The following is a 17,487-nucleotide window of genomic DNA, read 5'->3' on the forward strand; positions in this document are numbered from 1 at the left end:
AGAGGAATGGACATGATGAGAAGGACAGGCTGGATCATTGGGCTTGTGGTGCTGCTTGTCACTTTGGCGGGATGCTCGTCCGCCCCTGCCCCTGCGCCAGCGGCTGCAGACCAAGGATCAGGAACTCCTAAGAACTCTGCGGAGTCCCAGGCATGGCCCAGAACGATCAAGGATGCGGTCGGCCATGAGATTGTGTTGAACAAGAAGCCGGAACGAATCGCCGTGCTGCATCCCGTGTATCTGGACTATTTCTTTGCCCTGGACGAGCCCCCGTTCGCCGCCGCCAACTTGACGGAGGCTATGACAAGCTACGCCACGCTGCAGCCGTATGCGGGGAAAGCCGCTATTCAGGATTTGGGCAGCGGCCGTGAATTGAGTCTCGAGAAAATCGCGGAGAGCAGTCCCGATGTCATTATAACGTTCAAGGGTCACATCGACGCCGTCTATGACAAGCTGGTCAAGGTCGCGCCCGTCATCCAAATTGACTTCTCCGACAGCTGGGACCATACGACGATGCTGTGCGCCACAATTATAGGCAAGGAGAAGCAAGCCGAGGCGTACATACAGGAAACTCGCGAGATGATCAAGAAGACCCGGGACAAGCTTGGAGACCGCACGAAAATGACCTTTGCCATGCTCCGCATCGACGGCAAGGCGAATTATTTCGCTCCGGGTACGAAGAACACCATGTACTACAAGGCTGACGGGTTCGGCTTGCCGGCTCCGCAGGGCTACCCGGCGGACAGCCAGACGATGTCGCTGGAGGCTTTGGCGCAGATGAATCCGGACTACATCATATTCCAGCATGATATAGCGATGGCCAAGGCATCGGTCAAGGAGAAAGAGTCGCTTAATGTATGGAAATCGCTGAATGCTGTCAAAAGCGGCCATGTGCTGTTCTTCGACAACTCGCTCAACACGGCAAGCGTCCTTGCAGTCCGCTTGGCCGCGGAAAAGCTGATGGAGCTCGAAACCTGAATCCATAAATTGACACCGTCCCAGTGGACGTGTATGATGATAATACGCTTAATTTCCTGTTCGATGAACGGGAAAGCGGGGGAACCAATGTTTTGGGGCGAATCATGAACGTGCATGTAGGGAACCATCTTTCCCGAGCCCGGCAGCTAACCTCGTCAGCAGTAGATGGGTCAATGCGTTTTTATTGTGCATAGTTATGCATATATTGACCCGCAGGCCGGGTCTTTTTTATTTGCCGGGAAGACCCATATCCATGCCAGAAGCGTTTGCGCGCGTTGCGAACGCTTGGAGTGGACGCGGGTCTTTTTGCGTCCGCTTATATGCATTCACCTACATAGACGAACAGGGGAAGCTCTCGAATGCCTGCAGTGTCCTCGTGAATGCGGGGGATGCGAAGCCGGGCAGGAGGTTCATATACAAGATTTTCAGGCGGAAAGGAGGACCCGGAAGGCCGCACAATCTGCTCCATACATCTGTCATCCAAAGGAGGAGTATCTATGCCGCAACCGAAGTACATTACCGATATTGATAAAATCAAGGATATCCCGGAGCAGGACAGAAGGAAGCTCAAGGCGATAACGGAAAAATTCGTGTTTCGCGTCAATGACTATTACCTGAAGCTGATAGATTGGAAAGACCCTCACGATCCGATTAGAAAACTCGTCATCCCGAACGAAGGCGAACTGGCCGAATACGGACGCTGGGATGCATCGGACGAGGACACGAACTACGCCGTGCCGGGCTGCCAGCACAAATACGGCACAACTGCGCTGCTGATCGTCTCGGAGGTTTGCGGCGCCTATTGCCGGTACTGCTTCCGGAAGCGGTTGTTCCGCAACGACGTGAAGGAAGCGATGTCCGACGTGACCCCCGGGATCGAATATATCGCCAGCCGCCCCGAAATCAATAATGTGCTGCTGACCGGTGGGGACAGCCTGATCCTGGCCACGTCCAAGCTGAGGCGTATATTGGAGCAGCTGCGCAGCATCGATCACGTGAAGATCATCCGCCTCGGCTCGAAAATTCCCGTATTCAATCCTATGCGCATCTATGAAGACGAGCAGCTGCTGGAAACAATCCGGGAACACTCCTCCCCCGAACGGCGCATTTACGTGATGGCTCATATTAACCACCCCCGGGAGATCACGGCTGAAGCGAAGAGAGGCTTCGAGGCGCTGCATCAGGCAGGGGCCATTGTCGTGAATCAGACGCCGGTGCTTCGGGGCATCAACGATGATCCCGTCGTGCTCGGGGAGCTGCTGGATAAGCTGTCGTGGGCGGGTGTAACGCCTTACTACTTTTTCATCAATCGGCCGGTGGCCGGCAATCGCGAATTTGTCCTTCCGCTGGAGCGGGTGTACCGGATCGTGGAGGAGGCGAAGGCCAGAACCTCGGGGCTCGGCAAGCGGGTGCGGCTGTCGATGAGCCATTCGTCGGGCAAGATTGAAATCCTCGCGATTGAGCGCGGGAAAGCGTACTTGAAATACCATCAGTCACGCGAAGGCGACTACGGGAAATTTATGATGCTGGATTGTCCCGAAGACGCGGCCTGGTTCGACGATCTGCCGGGCAGCGAACAGTTCTGGGAGAAGCCGGTCAAGCGCAGCGACGAGATCGTGTCGGTGAACGAGCTTCCGGATCTGCCTGTCCGGGTCTGAGGTGGAGCGAATCTCTACGAATAGTCCGGGAGGACCGGGGCACCTATACAGATTAACGCTCACGCTTCGCGGCTGTCAGCGATCGGAGCGGGTACAGCTGAGGTTTGCAGCCCAGCTGGCCGGCGCCCATCCGCCATGACAAAATAGGCCTGCTTCTGAGCATTCCTTGAGAAGCAGGCTTTTTATTGGCGGTGTTGTTGCCGCCCCTTTTTTATCTACTGCTGCTCACCGTCTATGTCCGATATCCGACCGATACGCCAGCTTTCCTTGTATTGGCCCGGCGTGACCGATTCATATTTTTTAAAGATTCTTATAAATGTGTTGGCACTGTTATAACCGACCTGATTCGCAATCTCCTGAATGGGTTCATTCTCACTGGCTAGAAGCTCCTTCGCCCGCTGAATGCGCAGCCGGTTCAAGTAATCGGAGAAGTTGTACCCGGTCTGCTGTTTAAAAAAAGTGCTTAGATACGGTGGAGAGAGATGAAAATAATCTGCGGCTTTATTTAAGGACAGCTCTTTATCGGAAAGATGCTCGACAATATACTGAATGCAGCTATCCCGCAAATGATCGTTTCCCTTGGCTTTCTTTTCATGGATTAAGCTGCAAAGCTGGCCCAACGCAGTCCTGATCGCGAGAAAGATCGCCTCGATGTCCTTGCTTTGGCTAATTTCCTGAAGCATATCCGTATCGCCCGTGCCAATATCCCGATAATCCAGCTGAATTTCCTCCAGGATGCGGAAGAAAGTACCCGCAAGGCCATAGAAAAGACAATTCGCCATCTCCGGAGAAAGCTTTCGCTCCCTGAAATTGACTTCATAAATATGATCCAGCGAGCTTTGAACAGAGGAAAGGTCGCCTGTTTTTACGCAAACGATAAGATGGTTTTCCTTTTCCGGAGGATAGTAGAAATGATTGGGATTTATACGAGTCTGTTCAAAATAGTAGACCAAGTTTCTTCCCCGAATCGATCCGTAATTTAACGCGATTATGGCTTCATTGTAGGATTGATGGATCATCTCCAGGCTGGAGCAGCTGCTCCCTACCCCGATGCTGACCCTAATACTGAATTTTTTGTGCAGAAATTCCTTGAGCGATTGCAACAGCTGGTCCAATGGATGTGTGCCGGACGTCTCCGCGGCCATATCGTTATTAATAAGAAGCGCAACTTTATCTTCCTCAATTTCCAAAGCAAATCCACCCCCGATACTGTGGATCATTTCCTCGCCGATGTTGCAGACTACAAAACGCGCCCGGCTTTTCCCGGTAGACGAATGATTTTGTACAAAACCGCTGAAATCCTCGATATGCAGCACGGCGACCGTATATTGTTCGTAGGGGAACCGGATGCTGTAAAAATCCAGCAGCTCGTTGACTTCCTGAAAGTCTATCGTATTATTCTTCAGCAGCCTCAGAAGGAAATGAACCTTCAGCACGGGAAGCTGCTTGTGCAGCTGACCCTCCAGCATATGATTATCGGTATGCATCGCCTGCATATTACTGAGGATCGTTTCGTAATCTCCCTTTTGCTTCAGTGTCCGGTCCTTCCTGTTCGTCATGATCCATTGCAGGGTATTGCGGATCGGCTTATAATGCTGAACCGAAAAAATATAGGCCAAGGTTACTCCCAGCAGACTACAGATCAATAGGGCGACGGAAAACAAGACGTGGAGATACGAAATTTTCTCCATCAAGACGCTCACCGGTAAGATGGTTACATATTTCCAGCCGAATTGGCTGGAGATTGTAGGGATTACAATATACTTTTTTCCGTTGTAAGTGAAAAATATATGGTCCTGCCCGCTATCGAAAATTTCCGTATAATGGATTGGAATCGCTTCGATGGAGCCCGGTGCGGTAGTTATTACCTGATTGTTTTTATCGAGAATAGCGCGATAACTCCGGTCGTCCATCTCGCCGCTGCCGAAGAAATCCCACATCTTATCCTCTGGAAGCAAGGAAATCAATGTCGCATGATTGCTCATTCCATATTTCGTGAGCGGTTGCAGATACATGATGAGCTTTTTTTCCGACTTGTTCGCTCCCATGGCCTGAACGGAAGGCCAAAACTGGCGTTCCTTGGCGCCCTGCACCCGAGAAATCCATTCGGAGTAAGGGACGGCCGGATTTCTAACAAACGTGTCGTAAAAGAAATCCGGTTCATACTTCGTGACATTGGAGACGATAACATCATTTTTCAAAGAATAGATAGCAATGGCATCGGAGAAGCTTTTGATCGCATTCGTGCTCGTAATATTAAGCTCCCGGATAATGCTCTTCAACTTGATATTGGCTTCCACGATGTCCATCTCTCGATTGGACGTGAATTCATAGACATTGGGGTTATTCGACAGTTCAAAAGCGATCTGATCCAGCTGCGTTAAATTCATATCGATAGTGTCGCGAGCCTGATTGATGATCGTAATATTGGAGTTGACGGTTTCCTCCTCCAATGTGCTCAAGAGCTTCCCGTAAACGATGAAAGAAATAATACTGAGAGGAATGATCAGGATAAGGGTATAGGATACAAAAAAACGTAAGAACAGCTTTCTTTTTTGAAAATGGTTCATGAACTTCCAAATCCCCACCCTGATCACCCCTCCTATTCCTGCGTAAGAATAACGTTTTTCTCTGACACTATATCAAAATCAGACGCTTCTGAACATCTCTTTCATGTGGAGATCCGTGAAATCCATGAAGCAATGCCAATCATACCGCGTTAAGTCATGCTTTCCCGTTCTCAAATGGTAGCCGATCCGGCCCTTGTGTACCGGTTCTTCCGGCAGCGGAAGACTCTCCGCTTCGATTCCGGCCGATCCCAGGAGCGTATAGACGGGATTTGCCTGGGTACAAGCCAGGAACTCCGAGGCCGGATCTGCCCAGATGTCTTCTGTGGCGCTTGCCACATAAAGCAGACGCGGAGCGATCAGGGCGAGCAGCATGTGCTGATCCACCGGCAAATCAGCTTCTCTGCCGTTATAGCTCTTATAATTTTCACAAAACCAGTGGGGGAACTGCTGATTGATAGCTTCAACGGTTTCGCCTTGTTTTCCGCGGGTAATAGCGGCCCCGGTGCAGCCCGAGTCGTTGCTCACCACGCATGCGAAGCGCTCATCCTGCGCGCCGCACCAAAGAGCGGTTTTGCCCCCGCGGGAATGGCCGACGACGGCAACCCGCGCCTCATCGATATCCGGATCGGTTTCGAAATAATCCATGACCCGGCTCGCACCCCAGGCCCATGCGCCAATCGTGCCCCAAGCGCTGGCCGGCCTCGGTGCCTCCGCCGAATCGAATAAGCCGTGGACCCCATTGCGGAACCCGTCATCGAAGTCCGGGTCCACATCCTGCACATGGAACACAGCTGCCGCATACCCCCGCGACACGATGTCTTCCGCCGGCCAGAAGGGACTCTGCACCTTCCGGTCCGGGTCCATATTTTCCGCTTCCCGGTTGCAGATCAGCAGGAAGGCCGGAGCCGTCTCTTCGCCGCCGACAGGAACAAACAGATAGAGGGGAATAACCCCGGTCCCTCCGGGGCCGTCGAATTTAATATGAATGATTTTCCTTGTTGCTATCCCGTTCATCCATCCTTGGCTTTGATCCGCCACTTCAAACCGCAGATTACGGGGACGATCTACCGGAGCTCTTCCATAGACATGCTCCCGGAATAGTTCCAAGATTTCAGAGCGCCGCTCATCATCCCATTGCTGAGGAGATACGATCCGCTCCCCCTTATTCCCAATCAGAGGGTCCGGTAAAATCAGATTGTCGGGCAAATAACCGTTCATTCAAGCTCACTCGCTTTCTTCTTCATTTATTTCCCACGCATCTGATAACGCTCAAAAGCATCCTGGTAAATTTTTGTCAATTGCTCGATCCCCATATCCTTCAGGCGTTGAGTAAATTTATCATAGTTCGCAAGAGGCTCTTTACCGGAAGTAAACTTATCGAACATTTCATGGGCATACGTGTCGATGTCCGTTTTAAGGCGCGATGCCTGCTGGGCTTCTTCCGCCGTTAAGGTCAAGCGGGGCACAATCAAACTTACATCCGCAGTGCGCCAGTTATCGGCCGCCGGGTATCCATAAGGCATCATAAGCTGCCGGTGATATTGGACATCCTGCGCCATCGCCCAGCCGTTCAGCCCCATCGTATATTTGCCCAAAGCAGCGGAGGACGACAAGCCGTCTTTGTTTTTATTGATAAGATCGGTATTTTCAGCCTTTCCGTCTTTCATCACATAAGTCATGTTCTCAAGGCCCAGGTTGAACAGCAAGTTTCCTTCTTGCCCGTAGGCATAGTCCAGCCAGGCGACAATTTGCTCCGGGTTTTTGGCTGTTTTGGATATGGCTGCACAAGGAGCCGTCACTTCATAAGTGTATGAACTGCTCAGCGAATAAGCTTTGCCAGCCGATCCTGTCGGCCATGGGATGCCCTCCATGCGGAAGTTCGGATCGCGACCTGATTCGACCATTGTCCGCATGAAATTGCTCGGCTGCACTCCGAATAAAACCCCGGATGACCCGCCCGTTACCTTCGCATCCTGCTTTTCCCTGTTATTAAGCATATAATCCGGGTCGATCAGCCCTTCGCTAAACAGCTTGTTAATAAAGGTAAGAGCTTCCTTGAATTTCGGATTCGTAGGACCATACTTGACCGTATTGCCGTCCATGTAGAAATCATAGGATATTCCCCAGGCTCCGACCAGATTGCCGATTCCGTTGGTCCCTACAAACTTCTGGCCTGTCATAGGCCAGCCGCTTGGGTTTTGAGCCTTCAGTGCCTTCAGGACGTTGTACCAGTCATCAATCGTCGTTGGCTTCTTGAGATTGAGCTTATCCAGCCAATCCATGCGTGCTTGAGGTCCATCGGTAACCCGGAGCGAATCTGTGAGCCGCAGCATCGGCATACAATAAAACTTGCTTGAATCATCCATGCTCTGCTTTTTGGCTTCCGGATTTTCATTCATCAGCTTCATGAAATTCGGCGCCTTTTCATTCATATACGGTGTTAAATCCCTGATAACACCATCATCCACATATTTTTTTATCCCGCCCGGGGCACTGAACCAGTCGTACATAATAACATCCGGCAAATCGTTGGAGGCTATCATCAGGTTAAATTGTTCTTTGCTTTGGCCGGCCGGCGGGTGAACCCAGTTTACCTTCACTCCGGTTTTTTTCTCCATCTCCTGAAATACGAGATTTTCCCCGTAATTTTTGATAGACTGTGACGCCCAGCTGCCCAATTCCGAAAAAACCTTGATGCTTGTCAGCTTCTGTCCCGCCTCTCCCTGCGTGTTCCCGTTCGCAGAGTTTTCCGCAGCCGGCGACGAGCAGGCCGCCGTCAGACTTAGAACCGTTAGCACCGATAAAGCACGCGCAGTAAACCGATAATGGAATCTCTTTTTCATATGAACCTCCTGAATATTTTTTTTTGGGTCGCATCTAACTGGCAGCAGCCTTTACTCCTTAATCGCGCCGATCATCATACCTTGCACAAAGTACTTCTGCAGGAACGGATACAGAAACAGCACCGGAAGCGACGACACAATGATGGTCGCGTATTTGAGCGGTATGGTTTCTTGCATCCGGTCAACGCTATCAGATACTCCTACCAGCATGGAGGAGTCGTTAAGGATTAGAATTTCACGTAAAACCATCTGGATCGGGAACATTTCTCTCTTTCTAAGATAGATGAGGGCATCGAAGAACGAATTCCAATGTCCTACGGCATAGTAGAGCAGAATAACCGACAAAGCGGGTAAGGTCAGCGGTATAATGATGCGGAACAAAATGAAAAAATCATTAGCTCCGTCGATCTTGGCAGACTCCTCCAAGCTTGGAGGCAGTGCCATAAAAGAAGTCCGCAAAATAATCAAATTCCAAGTACTGATCGCACCGGGGATGATCATGGCGAAAATCGTGTTGATCATACCGAGATTCATCACGAGAAGGTAGGAGGGGATCATTCCTCCGGAAAAAAACATAGTGAACACGATAAGCTTCATCAACGTCTTTCTGCCCGGCAGATAGGTACGGGATAAGCCGTAGGCCGCAAAGCAGGTCAGCAACAAATTCAAGGTGGTGCCCAGCACCACATAAATCAAAGTATTCATATAGCCCACCCACAGCATGGGGTTATTGAAAACCCTTTTGTAGGATTCCAGCTGGAAGCCTCTTGGCCAGTAAAGAAGCTTACTGCCGGCATTCAGCAAAAGGCCGTCTGAGACGGAAGCGAATAACACGTACAAGCAGGGGTAAACTGTTACCACCACTAACAGCACGAGCAGCAAGTGGTTGAATACATCAAAAAGCCGGCTGGAAATGGATTCCTTATGCAGCATCATCGTTGTAACTGTCGCCTCCTACCATAGACTGTTTTCGCTCACTTTGCGACTGATTGTGTTAGCTAAGAGGAGAAGCGTAAAGTTAATCGCCGAATTGAACAGGCCGACCGCCGTACTGTAACTATAATTCATATCCTGCAGCCCTTTGCGGTATACAAAGGTGGAAATAACGTCCGCCGTTTCGTAAATGGACGGATTGTACATGAGCATGACTTTCTCGAAGCCCACGCTCATCATGCTGCCAATTTGAAGAATCAGCATGATAACAATAATCGGCATAATACCCGGCAAGGTGATGTGTTTTAATTTGGCCCACCGGCCGGCTCCATCCACGTTAGCCGCTTCGTACAAAGAAGGATCGATGGCGCTGAGGGCCGCCAGGTAAATAATACTTTTCCAGCCGAGATGCTGCCAGATGTTGGAGCCGACGAAGATGGAATAAAACAAATTGGGCTCCGTCATGTAGGATGTCGGTTTACCCCCGAGCCCGGTGACTAGCGAATTAATGATCCCGTCCGACGCGAAGAAGTCCAACACCATGCCTACCGCTACGACTACAGAAATGAAATGCGGCAGATAGGTTATGGTTTGCACCGAACGCTTAAATATTCGGCTTCGAACTTCATTGAGCAGAAGGGCAAGAATGATGGGGGCCGGAAATCCGATCAGCAGCTCGTATAAATTGATGGTTAACGTATTCCTGATCAGCCTCCATAAGTAGACGCTTTCAAAGAAGTCCTTAAAGTTAGCTAAGCCTACCCATGGACTTTCCAGAATCCCCCGTGCGGGGGTATAGTTTTTGAAAGCGATGATGGCTCCGGCCATGGGAGCGTAATGAAACAAGAAGTAATACAAAAGTACCGGCAGCAGCATTAAATAGATATACTTGTGCTTAATCATGACAGAAACTGCAGTTCTCAAAGCGTCACCCTCTCTGATGTGTGTTAACGTAAAGTCTAAGGAGGGGGAGGACAGTTGTAAATTTATATTATTTTAAGGGATCATCAATCCTTCATTTGGGCGATCTCGTTTTTTTCTGGCGATATTCCATTCTTAAGATGGGGCGGTTTTATTGGGGAAAAGTGAGCATTCTAAACCAAAAGGCGCTGCCTGATTTCAGGGGAGAACGGCTGTGCTTGCTTTTTTTTAGCGGATGGTTATAATTATGTTTAACTGATTAAACCAATGAACGGAAAGGATGGATCGTATGAGCCGGCATACCGAAGATGTTCTGCAACAATTTAAGGCATGCATCCCTCTATTGGAAGTGTTGACCGATGAGAACCGTCAAGCTATTATTATGCTGCTGGCACAGAACAAAGCGGGGTTGAATGTCAATGCGATAGCAGGCCACATCAATTTGTCCAGGCCGGCTGTGTCTCATCATTTGAAGGTGCTGAAACAATCCGGTTTTATTGCATCCGATAAAAAAGGCGTAGAAAATTATTATGTGTTGACTGTCCGCCAACCGCTGGAGCAGCTCAAATCATTAATTATGTCCGTGGAAGCCGAGTGCATGGGGCCTTGAGTGACTACCCCGGGATCTTCTAGGGGTATACTGTAGAGAAAACTAATTTTGCCTAATTGGTCGATATGTTTAAACCAATAATCATAATAGAGGTGTTTATATAATGAAGGCGATAACCATTGACAGTTACGGGAAACAGGTTCCGTTAGTTATGACCGAGCAACCGATGCCTGAAATCGGAGAACATGATGTGCTGGTGGACATTCATGCAGCCAGCTTAAATCCCATCGACTTTAAAATTAAGGAAGGGAAAATGAAGTTTCTGTTGAGTTACAAGTTTCCGCTCATTTTGGGAAATGATTTCTCCGGGGTGGTAGTCAAGGTTGGTGAGCGGGTGAATGCTTATAAACCCGGAGATGAAGTTTTCGGGAGACCCCGCAAAAACCGAATCGGCACATTAGCCGAGTTTATAGCTGTTCATGAGGACGATATTTCGCTGAAGCCGCGCAATCTAAGCTTCGAGGAAGCGGCATCCATACCGCTCGTTGGACTTACGACTTACCAGGCTTTTGTTGATATTTTAAAGCTGCAAAAAGGCCAGAAAATTTTGATTCACGCAGGTTCGGGCGGCGTAGGCACCTTTGCCATCCAACTGGCTAAATGGATGGGAGCGTTTGTTGCCACCACAGCAAGCGATAAAGGCTATGATTTGGTCAAATCCATGGGGGCCGATCTGATCATTAATTATAAAAAAGAAAATTTCGAAGACATGCTGACCGGATATGACGCTGTTTTTGATACGTTAGGAGGCGCGGCTCTGGAAAAATCATTCCGCATCCTGAAGCCGGGCGGGCAAATCGTATCCGTCTCTGGCATGCCCAACGCAAGATTTGGAAAAGAAGCCAACTTGGGCTGGATTAAGACAACCATTTTATCCATTATAAGCCATAAAACCACAGCTCTCGAGAAAAAGACCAATACGAGATACCATTTCCTGTTTATGAAACCGAGCGGTGTGCAATTGAACATTATAAAGGAATATATAGAAGAAGGCCACATTAAGCCAGTTATAGACAAAGTGTATCCTTTGGAAGATACCGGGCAAGCATTTCAATACCTGGAAGCCGGAGGAGCCAAAGGGAAGGTGGTCATCCGAATAAAGTAAATGGCAAGTTTTTTTGTGATCTTTATTATGATAAAGTAGGTTTAGAACTCATAAAGAGTTTGCGCTTCTCTGATTTTTGGGTAGCATAGTGAGGTTTTCTGTCGTTAGGAAATAATGCGAAAGAAGAGGGATGGAAATGTCCTATATCGTAGATTTTAAAAAGGTGTCCACGGTTGGTTTAGAGTCTTCGCCTGTAGCGGAAGCGCTTGCCGGTTTGCGCGCCAATGAAGCCCGATACTTTATGAACAAATACAAGCATGAGTTTACGGTTGTGCCGGCTAGCGAAAGTCAGGAAACCCTTGACTATGTGAATCAAATTTTGAAAGAGCGTCAAATTGAGTTTGCGGCCAAGCCGCTTGAAACGTCGCGGTTTCAAGTGGAAAATATTAAGTTTGCTTATGTCTTTTATGAGGACGGTCTTGGGGTCAATGTCATGTATACGGTTGATGACCCTAAGAAGCGGGCCGTCGGGTTTAAGCTTTCGGAGGGAATGGAAGTTCCGCAGGAGCTGGAAGGAAAGTTTAAGTTTGCCAGGCAGAAGTCCGCCTTAGCCGGAACTATTCGCGGCTCGTTTTTTGTCATCAAAGGAGAATATTAAGGCAGCGCGGATTGGAGAGATAGTCATGGGAAATACGGATAAGTTTGAAATGATCGCCCATACCTACGACACTCCTGACCGAATCCAGATTGCAAAATTATCCTCGGACGCCATCCGCCATTATTTAGTGGATGCTGCAAGCAAGGATGCGATTGATTTCGGGTGTGGAACCGGCCTTGTCGGCATGAACTTGTTAAACGAGTTTAATTCCATGCTTTTTCTGGATACGTCACCGAACATGATTAATCAGATCAAGCAAAAAATAAATGACCTTCATATTCAGCATGCCGATACATTATGCTTTGATTTTGAACAAGACAGCCTGTCGGATTTACACGCCGACTATATTTTTATGGCTCAGGTGCTGCTTCATATTAAGGATGTACAAGTGGTTTTATCCCGGTTATTTGATGTTCTTAATGATGAGGGGCATTTATTGATTGTGGATTTTAATAAAAATGAAAACATCGTTTCAGATCTGGTGCATAACGGATTTCATCCGGAAGCGTTAGCCGACATGATGGTTCAAATTGGATACAGCGATATAGAGTTCCAAACTTTTTATACAGGAAGCAACCTATTTATGGGACATGATGCGTCTATGTTTATTCTTGATGCCAAAAAAGGCCGCCGGTAAAGGATGGCCGATGGCGTATGGGCATTTCGCCCGTCTACAGGAGGCTGCAATGAGCGAAACAGCAGTAGAGCTTCAGTTATATGAGAACTTAAAACCGGAGCTGACATCGTTCTGCTACAGAATGCTAGGATCCATCGACGACGCAGACGATGCCGTTCAGGAAACATTTATTCGGGTTTGGCAGAGCTGGAATTCGTTCAGACAGGAATCCTCCTTCAAAACATGGGTTTATCGGATTGCATCCAATTTATGTCTGGACAAGCTAAGACAAGCCAAACGCCGGACGCGTCCCGTTGACCTATCCGATCCGGCGGCCGTCATCGTCGAACCCCGCGAAATATTGCCCGACTCATCTTGGATCTGGCCTGCCCCTGACTTCTCTGCGGGTCCGGAGGATATGGTCATTCGCAAAGAAACCCTTCAACTCGCCTTTATTACACTCCTGCAAACCTTGCCGCCTCGTCAGCGTGCGGTTCTTATTTTGAAGGATGTATTCGAATGGTCCTCCAAACAAATCGCAGAAGCTTTAGCCATGTCGCCTGCCGCGGTTAACAGCGCTCTGCAAAGAGCCAGAGAAACGATGGACCGCGCGAAGCTTCAATCGGACGACTTCACCAGGATGGAAGCCGAGCCTGATCGCGAGCTGCTGTCACGGTATGTTGAAGCGTTCGAGCAATTTGATATCCAGGCACTGGTAGCGTTGTTCCATGAAGAAGGCCATATGTCCATGCCTCCTTTCGCCATGTGGGTGCGCGGCCAAGAAAATTTGTTCAAGTTTTTTTCGCTGACACGCAGCCATTGTGAGGGATCGCGGTTTCTGCCGATTACAGCGAATGGCGGTTATCCGGCTTTTGCGCAGTATATGCCGAGCAGCGACCGGTCCCGCTTGGTGCCTTGGGGGATTCACATCATTGAAGTAAAGGACCAGAAAATTTTCCACGTCCAAAATTTTATTAACGCAAAATTATTTGCCCGATTTGGGCTTCCCGAGCATATAGACCGATGAATATCGTCAGCCGCTGTCGTCTACATATATGAGAAACAAATTTACAATACCATGAGAGAGGTGTTTTTCAAATGGAAACCAATCAACCAACGAAAGTAACCGTTCAAACAGTCGTGCAAGCTCCTGTAGAAAAAGTGTGGGCGTATTGGACCGAGCCGGTTCACATCACGAAGTGGAATCAGCCTTCCGAGGACTGGCATGCGCCAAAAGCGGAGAATGATTTGCGGGTTGGCGGCACCTTTGTTACAAGGATGGAAGCGAAAGACGGCAGCATGGGTTTTGATTTTTCCGGCGTTTACGACGTAGTGAAGCAGCATGAGGAGATTGCGTATACCTTGGGAGATGGCAGACAAGTCCAGATCACTTTCGTGAATCAAGGAAACGAAACAAAGGTTGTGGAAATGTTCGACGCCGAAAACACGCATCCTGTTGAATTTCAACAGGCGGGCTGGCAAGCCATTTTGGACAATTTCAAATCGTATACGGAACAATCGTAGTAATCATGAGAGGCGTCCAATGGGGCGCCTTTCGTATTTTTACTTGTCGTTACAGACAGACAGCATACCGAGCAGCCTCGCATAAGAGGCTGCTTCTTGCTATGCGTCAGAACAGACCTATATAATGGGGAAAGCACTAAACGTAAAGGAAAACATTCATGAATCCCCTGACAGAACTCGTCGTTATGATAGCTTCGGTGATCATGTCGGTCATCATTTTATTTTATGTATATGGCTTCAGAAACGAGCGCGGAATCCGGTACTTAATCGGAGTGATCGTTTGCCGGATTATATATGCCATCGGTGTTATTTCTGAGAAATACAGCTATGCGTGGACAGAGAAGCTGATCTTTCGCAATGTTCAGGATACGGCGCTTAACTTGATGGTGCCTTTCGTCCTCCTGTTCGCCTTGCATTTAACCGGTCGCGACAAGCCTTTAAGCCCGCGAAGGGAAACCATGCTGATCGTGACATTTGCATGTGTGTCCTTGCTGTTTTGGTTCGACCCCGTCCTGCATGTGATGTTTCGTACGACACTGCTTGAAGACGGCCATTTGATTAGAGTGAAAACCGGTTATTCCATCGCCTTAAGCATAGTTTCTTATCTCATTGTCGTTACGGGGATCTATTTTTTGTTTCAGTATGTGCGGAATATCCGCAGCGATTTGCGTAAGCCGGGCATGTGGGTTCTGTTGCTGGCCTCGTTTCCCTTTATCATCCAGGTTGTAAAATTCGTCAAGCCCGAATGGTCCTCCTGGTTGTCCTTGCTGTCGATTTTTTGCGGGTTTACCGGGATGCTGATGCTGGTCATTACATGGCGGATTAAATTTTTCTCTATTGTTCCTTTTGCGAGGAACATGGTGCTTGATACGCTTCAGGAAAGCATTTTGATTGCGAAGGCTTCAGGAAAAATTATCGATAGCAACAAGCAAGCTTCCGAATGGTTTTCGAAGCTGGGCTACGGGGCTGTCGACGGCCGGGAAATTGCCGAGCTATTGGAGCCTTGGCCGGAGTGGCATCAGCTGTGCCAGTCGATGCAGCAGGGAAATGTAGAGATTGAAGCCTGGCTGGATGGCGAAAGAAGAATGTACAGCGTCAATGTGTACCCGCTGCATACCTTTCGGAGGCAGGGACAGGGCAGTATTTCGCTTATCTTCGATATAACGGAAAAGCAGCGGCATCTGGAGCAGATCGCACAGCTCAATCAGCTGAAGGATCAGCTGTTTACCATCGTATCGCATGATATTCGTACTCCGATCGCGATGCAGTTTCAACTTGTTGAAATGCTGGAGGAGGATAAGGAGCGTTTTGAGGCGGAGCATCGGGAAATCATTGACATGCTGGGCGGCCAAATTCGCAATACGCTCGGCATGGCCACCAATTTATTAGAATGGTTTCGCAGCCAGCGGGCAGATGCGGCGCTCTATCCGCAATTCCTGGAGTTGTCCCAGGTTGTGGAGGAATGCTGTCATGCGCTGCATATCAACAGTGAGGCCAAGCAGATCATGGTGAAACATACGATCCCTTCGGGCACTTATGTATATGCCGATCGTGAGGTGCTCGGATTAATTATACGTAATTTGTTATCCAATGCTATCAAATTTACTGAAGCAGGCGGTTTAGTCCAAGTATATGCCGAGCTATCGGGAGACAAGGCGGTTGTATCTGTCCGTGATAACGGAGTAGGGATGGAAGAGGAGCAGGTGCGTCGGCTATTTGAGGGGGAGCTGCTTCAATCATTGCCCGGCACGTCGGGAGAGAAGGGCACGGGTCTAGGACTGCTTGTCAGCCGGCAGTTTGTGCAGCGAAGCGGCGGACGTCTTTGGGCGGAAAGCCAAGCGGGGCAAGGAAGCGTGTTTCACTTCACCTTGAGAGGGGAACATCGGAATGAAAGTTCTTGTCGTTGATGACGAGCCTGCTATGCTGCTGGCTATGAAGCGGCTTCTGTCGGGTATGGAGGGCGTAGAGATTGTCGGGAGCTTTCGGAACGCGGCGGAGGTGCTTGATTTCGTTAAAAGTAAAGAGGTGGACCTTGCATTCCTGGATATTAAAATTGCGGCAGATGACGGGGTAGAGCTGGCCCGCAGCTTGCGCTCGCTTCGGGGTGAGCTTGACATCGTATTTACGACCTCCCATACCGATTTCGCCCTTCACGCTTACGATGTTTATCCGTTGGATTATATGGTGAAGCCCATTTCCGGCATGCGCCTGGCCCAGACAATCGATAGAGCAAGGGGCAGACGCAGCGCTGCTTCTGATAATGCCGGCGGTCATACAGCTAATCGTCTGACGATTCGGGGGCTGGGCTGCTTCGAGGCCAGCAGCAAGCAAGCCGGCCCCGTGAAGTGGCTCTCCAAAAAAAGCATGGAGCTGTTCGCTTATTTGCTGGTCCATCGTGGCCGCAGCGCAGCCAAAAGCCGGATTTTGGAGGAGCTGTTCCCGAATATGCCGCAAAAAAACGCAGAAATGTATCTCCATACCGCAGTCTATCAGCTTAGGAAAGCATTGTCGCCGCACGGGTTTAAGGAGATGGTGATTTCAGCGCATGAGCAATATCGGCTTGATCTGGATCAGGCGGATGTCGACTTTATTCAGCTTGAACAGGGTGTGGAGAGCTATGCCGAATTCACTATTGAACGGGAAGCGGAGGCTATCGAGCTGGAGAAACGGTTTGCCGGCGAGCTGTTCGAGGATAAATCCTTCGGCTGGGCAACGCTGGAGCGGGAGCGGGTGGCGATGATGTACGCTTCCTTTGCCAAACGTCTTGCAAGCTGGCTGCTGGCCGGGAACCGATGGGGGGAGGCCGCGCAGATTGCGAAAAAAATCGTAGCCCGCAATGAGTTTGAAGAAGAGTCAAGTCTTCTTCTGATGCATATCTACGCAGCTATGGGAGATAGGCAGTCTTTGCATAGCTATTACAAGCGCTACACGAGGCTGCTTCACCAGGAGCTCGGCCTGCAGCCTTCGCTCCGTATTCAACAGCTGTATGGACAATGGAAATAAGATCGGAAGAGGAAGAGGCTGACCCGCGTGCTCGGTGCAGACATTCAGGCCCTCCGTCCGGCTGCGCCGTTCATCCGGGCAGCCAGGCGGGGGGCCTGTTAGGGGTGACTTATGGAACTCGAAGCCGT

The 17,487-nt window shown here is 49.4% G+C and carries 15 protein-coding genes and 1 riboswitch; of the genes, 10 read left to right on the forward strand and 5 right to left on the reverse strand.

The window, feature by feature from the left end:
- Window positions 1-12 precede the first annotated feature (12 nt).
- Both BLR08_RS18515 and BLR08_RS18520 read left to right on the forward strand, forming a co-directional pair.
- A complete protein-coding gene (locus tag BLR08_RS18515) occupies window positions 13-978 on the forward strand; it encodes an ABC transporter substrate-binding protein (protein ID WP_072331413.1) in 966 nt (321 codons plus the stop codon).
- A gap of 35 nt (window positions 979-1,013) precedes the next feature.
- Window positions 1,014-1,152, forward strand: a riboswitch (cyclic di-AMP (ydaO/yuaA leader).
- 323 nt (window positions 1,153-1,475) lie between these two features.
- On the forward strand, window positions 1,476-2,636 hold the full coding sequence (locus BLR08_RS18520; protein WP_072331415.1) for a KamA family radical SAM protein: 1,161 nt from the start codon (window positions 1,476-1,478) through the stop codon (window positions 2,634-2,636).
- Between the two features lie 215 nt (window positions 2,637-2,851).
- Here BLR08_RS18520 and BLR08_RS18525 read toward each other — a convergent pair whose 3' ends face one another.
- The 5 genes from BLR08_RS18525 to BLR08_RS18545 are packed head-to-tail and all read right to left on the reverse strand — an operon-like array spanning window position 2,852 to window position 9,885.
- Complete coding sequence (locus BLR08_RS18525; protein WP_072331417.1) at window positions 2,852-5,224, reverse strand: helix-turn-helix domain-containing protein; 2,373 nt, start codon at window positions 5,222-5,224, stop codon at window positions 2,852-2,854.
- Window positions 5,225-5,284: 60 nt separating this feature from the next.
- Complete coding sequence (locus BLR08_RS18530; protein ID WP_072331419.1) at window positions 5,285-6,424, reverse strand: glucuronyl esterase domain-containing protein; 1,140 nt, start codon at window positions 6,422-6,424, stop codon at window positions 5,285-5,287.
- A gap of 26 nt (window positions 6,425-6,450) precedes the next feature.
- Window positions 6,451-8,049 carry an extracellular solute-binding protein gene (locus tag BLR08_RS18535; protein WP_072331421.1) on the reverse strand — a complete coding sequence of 533 codons (1,599 nt, stop codon included), beginning with the start codon at window positions 8,047-8,049 and terminating at the stop codon, window positions 6,451-6,453.
- A gap of 51 nt (window positions 8,050-8,100) precedes the next feature.
- A complete protein-coding gene (locus BLR08_RS18540; RefSeq protein WP_072331850.1) occupies window positions 8,101-8,982 on the reverse strand; it encodes a carbohydrate ABC transporter permease in 882 nt (293 codons plus the stop codon).
- 21 nt (window positions 8,983-9,003) lie between these two features.
- Window positions 9,004-9,885, reverse strand: coding sequence for an ABC transporter permease (locus BLR08_RS18545; RefSeq protein WP_072331423.1), 882 nt, complete (start codon window positions 9,883-9,885; stop codon window positions 9,004-9,006).
- A gap of 307 nt (window positions 9,886-10,192) precedes the next feature.
- Between BLR08_RS18545 and BLR08_RS18550 the strand changes: the two genes are divergently transcribed.
- The 8 genes from BLR08_RS18550 to BLR08_RS18585 all read left to right on the forward strand — a co-directional run bounded on the left by BLR08_RS18550 (window position 10,193) and on the right by BLR08_RS18585 (window position 17,359).
- Window positions 10,193-10,513, forward strand: a complete 321-nt coding sequence (locus tag BLR08_RS18550; RefSeq protein ID WP_072331425.1) for an ArsR/SmtB family transcription factor — start codon at window positions 10,193-10,195, stop codon at window positions 10,511-10,513.
- Between the two features lie 103 nt (window positions 10,514-10,616).
- The gene (locus BLR08_RS18555) at window positions 10,617-11,618 is read left to right on the forward strand and encodes an NADP-dependent oxidoreductase (protein WP_072331427.1); all 1,002 of its coding nucleotides are present in this window, start codon (window positions 10,617-10,619) and stop codon (window positions 11,616-11,618) included.
- A 136-nt stretch (window positions 11,619-11,754) separates the two neighbouring features.
- Window positions 11,755-12,216 (forward strand): phage tail protein, encoded by a 462-nt coding sequence (locus BLR08_RS18560; protein ID WP_072331429.1) that lies wholly within the window; start codon window positions 11,755-11,757, stop codon window positions 12,214-12,216.
- 25 nt (window positions 12,217-12,241) lie between these two features.
- Window positions 12,242-12,853 (forward strand): class I SAM-dependent methyltransferase, encoded by a 612-nt coding sequence (locus BLR08_RS18565; protein WP_072331431.1) that lies wholly within the window; start codon window positions 12,242-12,244, stop codon window positions 12,851-12,853.
- Window positions 12,854-12,863: 10 nt separating this feature from the next.
- Complete coding sequence (locus BLR08_RS18570; protein ID WP_072331433.1) at window positions 12,864-13,859, forward strand: sigma-70 family RNA polymerase sigma factor; 996 nt, start codon at window positions 12,864-12,866, stop codon at window positions 13,857-13,859.
- Between the two features lie 71 nt (window positions 13,860-13,930).
- A complete protein-coding gene (locus tag BLR08_RS18575) occupies window positions 13,931-14,356 on the forward strand; it encodes an SRPBCC family protein (protein WP_072331435.1) in 426 nt (141 codons plus the stop codon).
- Window positions 14,357-14,514: 158 nt separating this feature from the next.
- Window positions 14,515-16,263 (forward strand): sensor histidine kinase, encoded by a 1,749-nt coding sequence (locus BLR08_RS18580; RefSeq protein ID WP_072331437.1) that lies wholly within the window; start codon window positions 14,515-14,517, stop codon window positions 16,261-16,263.
- A complete protein-coding gene (locus BLR08_RS18585) occupies window positions 16,244-17,359 on the forward strand; it encodes a response regulator (RefSeq protein WP_072331439.1) in 1,116 nt (371 codons plus the stop codon). Before BLR08_RS18580 ends, BLR08_RS18585 begins: the two co-directional genes overlap by 20 nt.
- Window positions 17,360-17,487 lie beyond the last annotated feature (128 nt).

It is taken from the genome of Paenibacillus sp. cl123 (genome assembly GCF_900101595.1).
Lineage (GTDB): Bacteria > Bacillota > Bacilli > Paenibacillales > NBRC-103111 > Paenibacillus_G.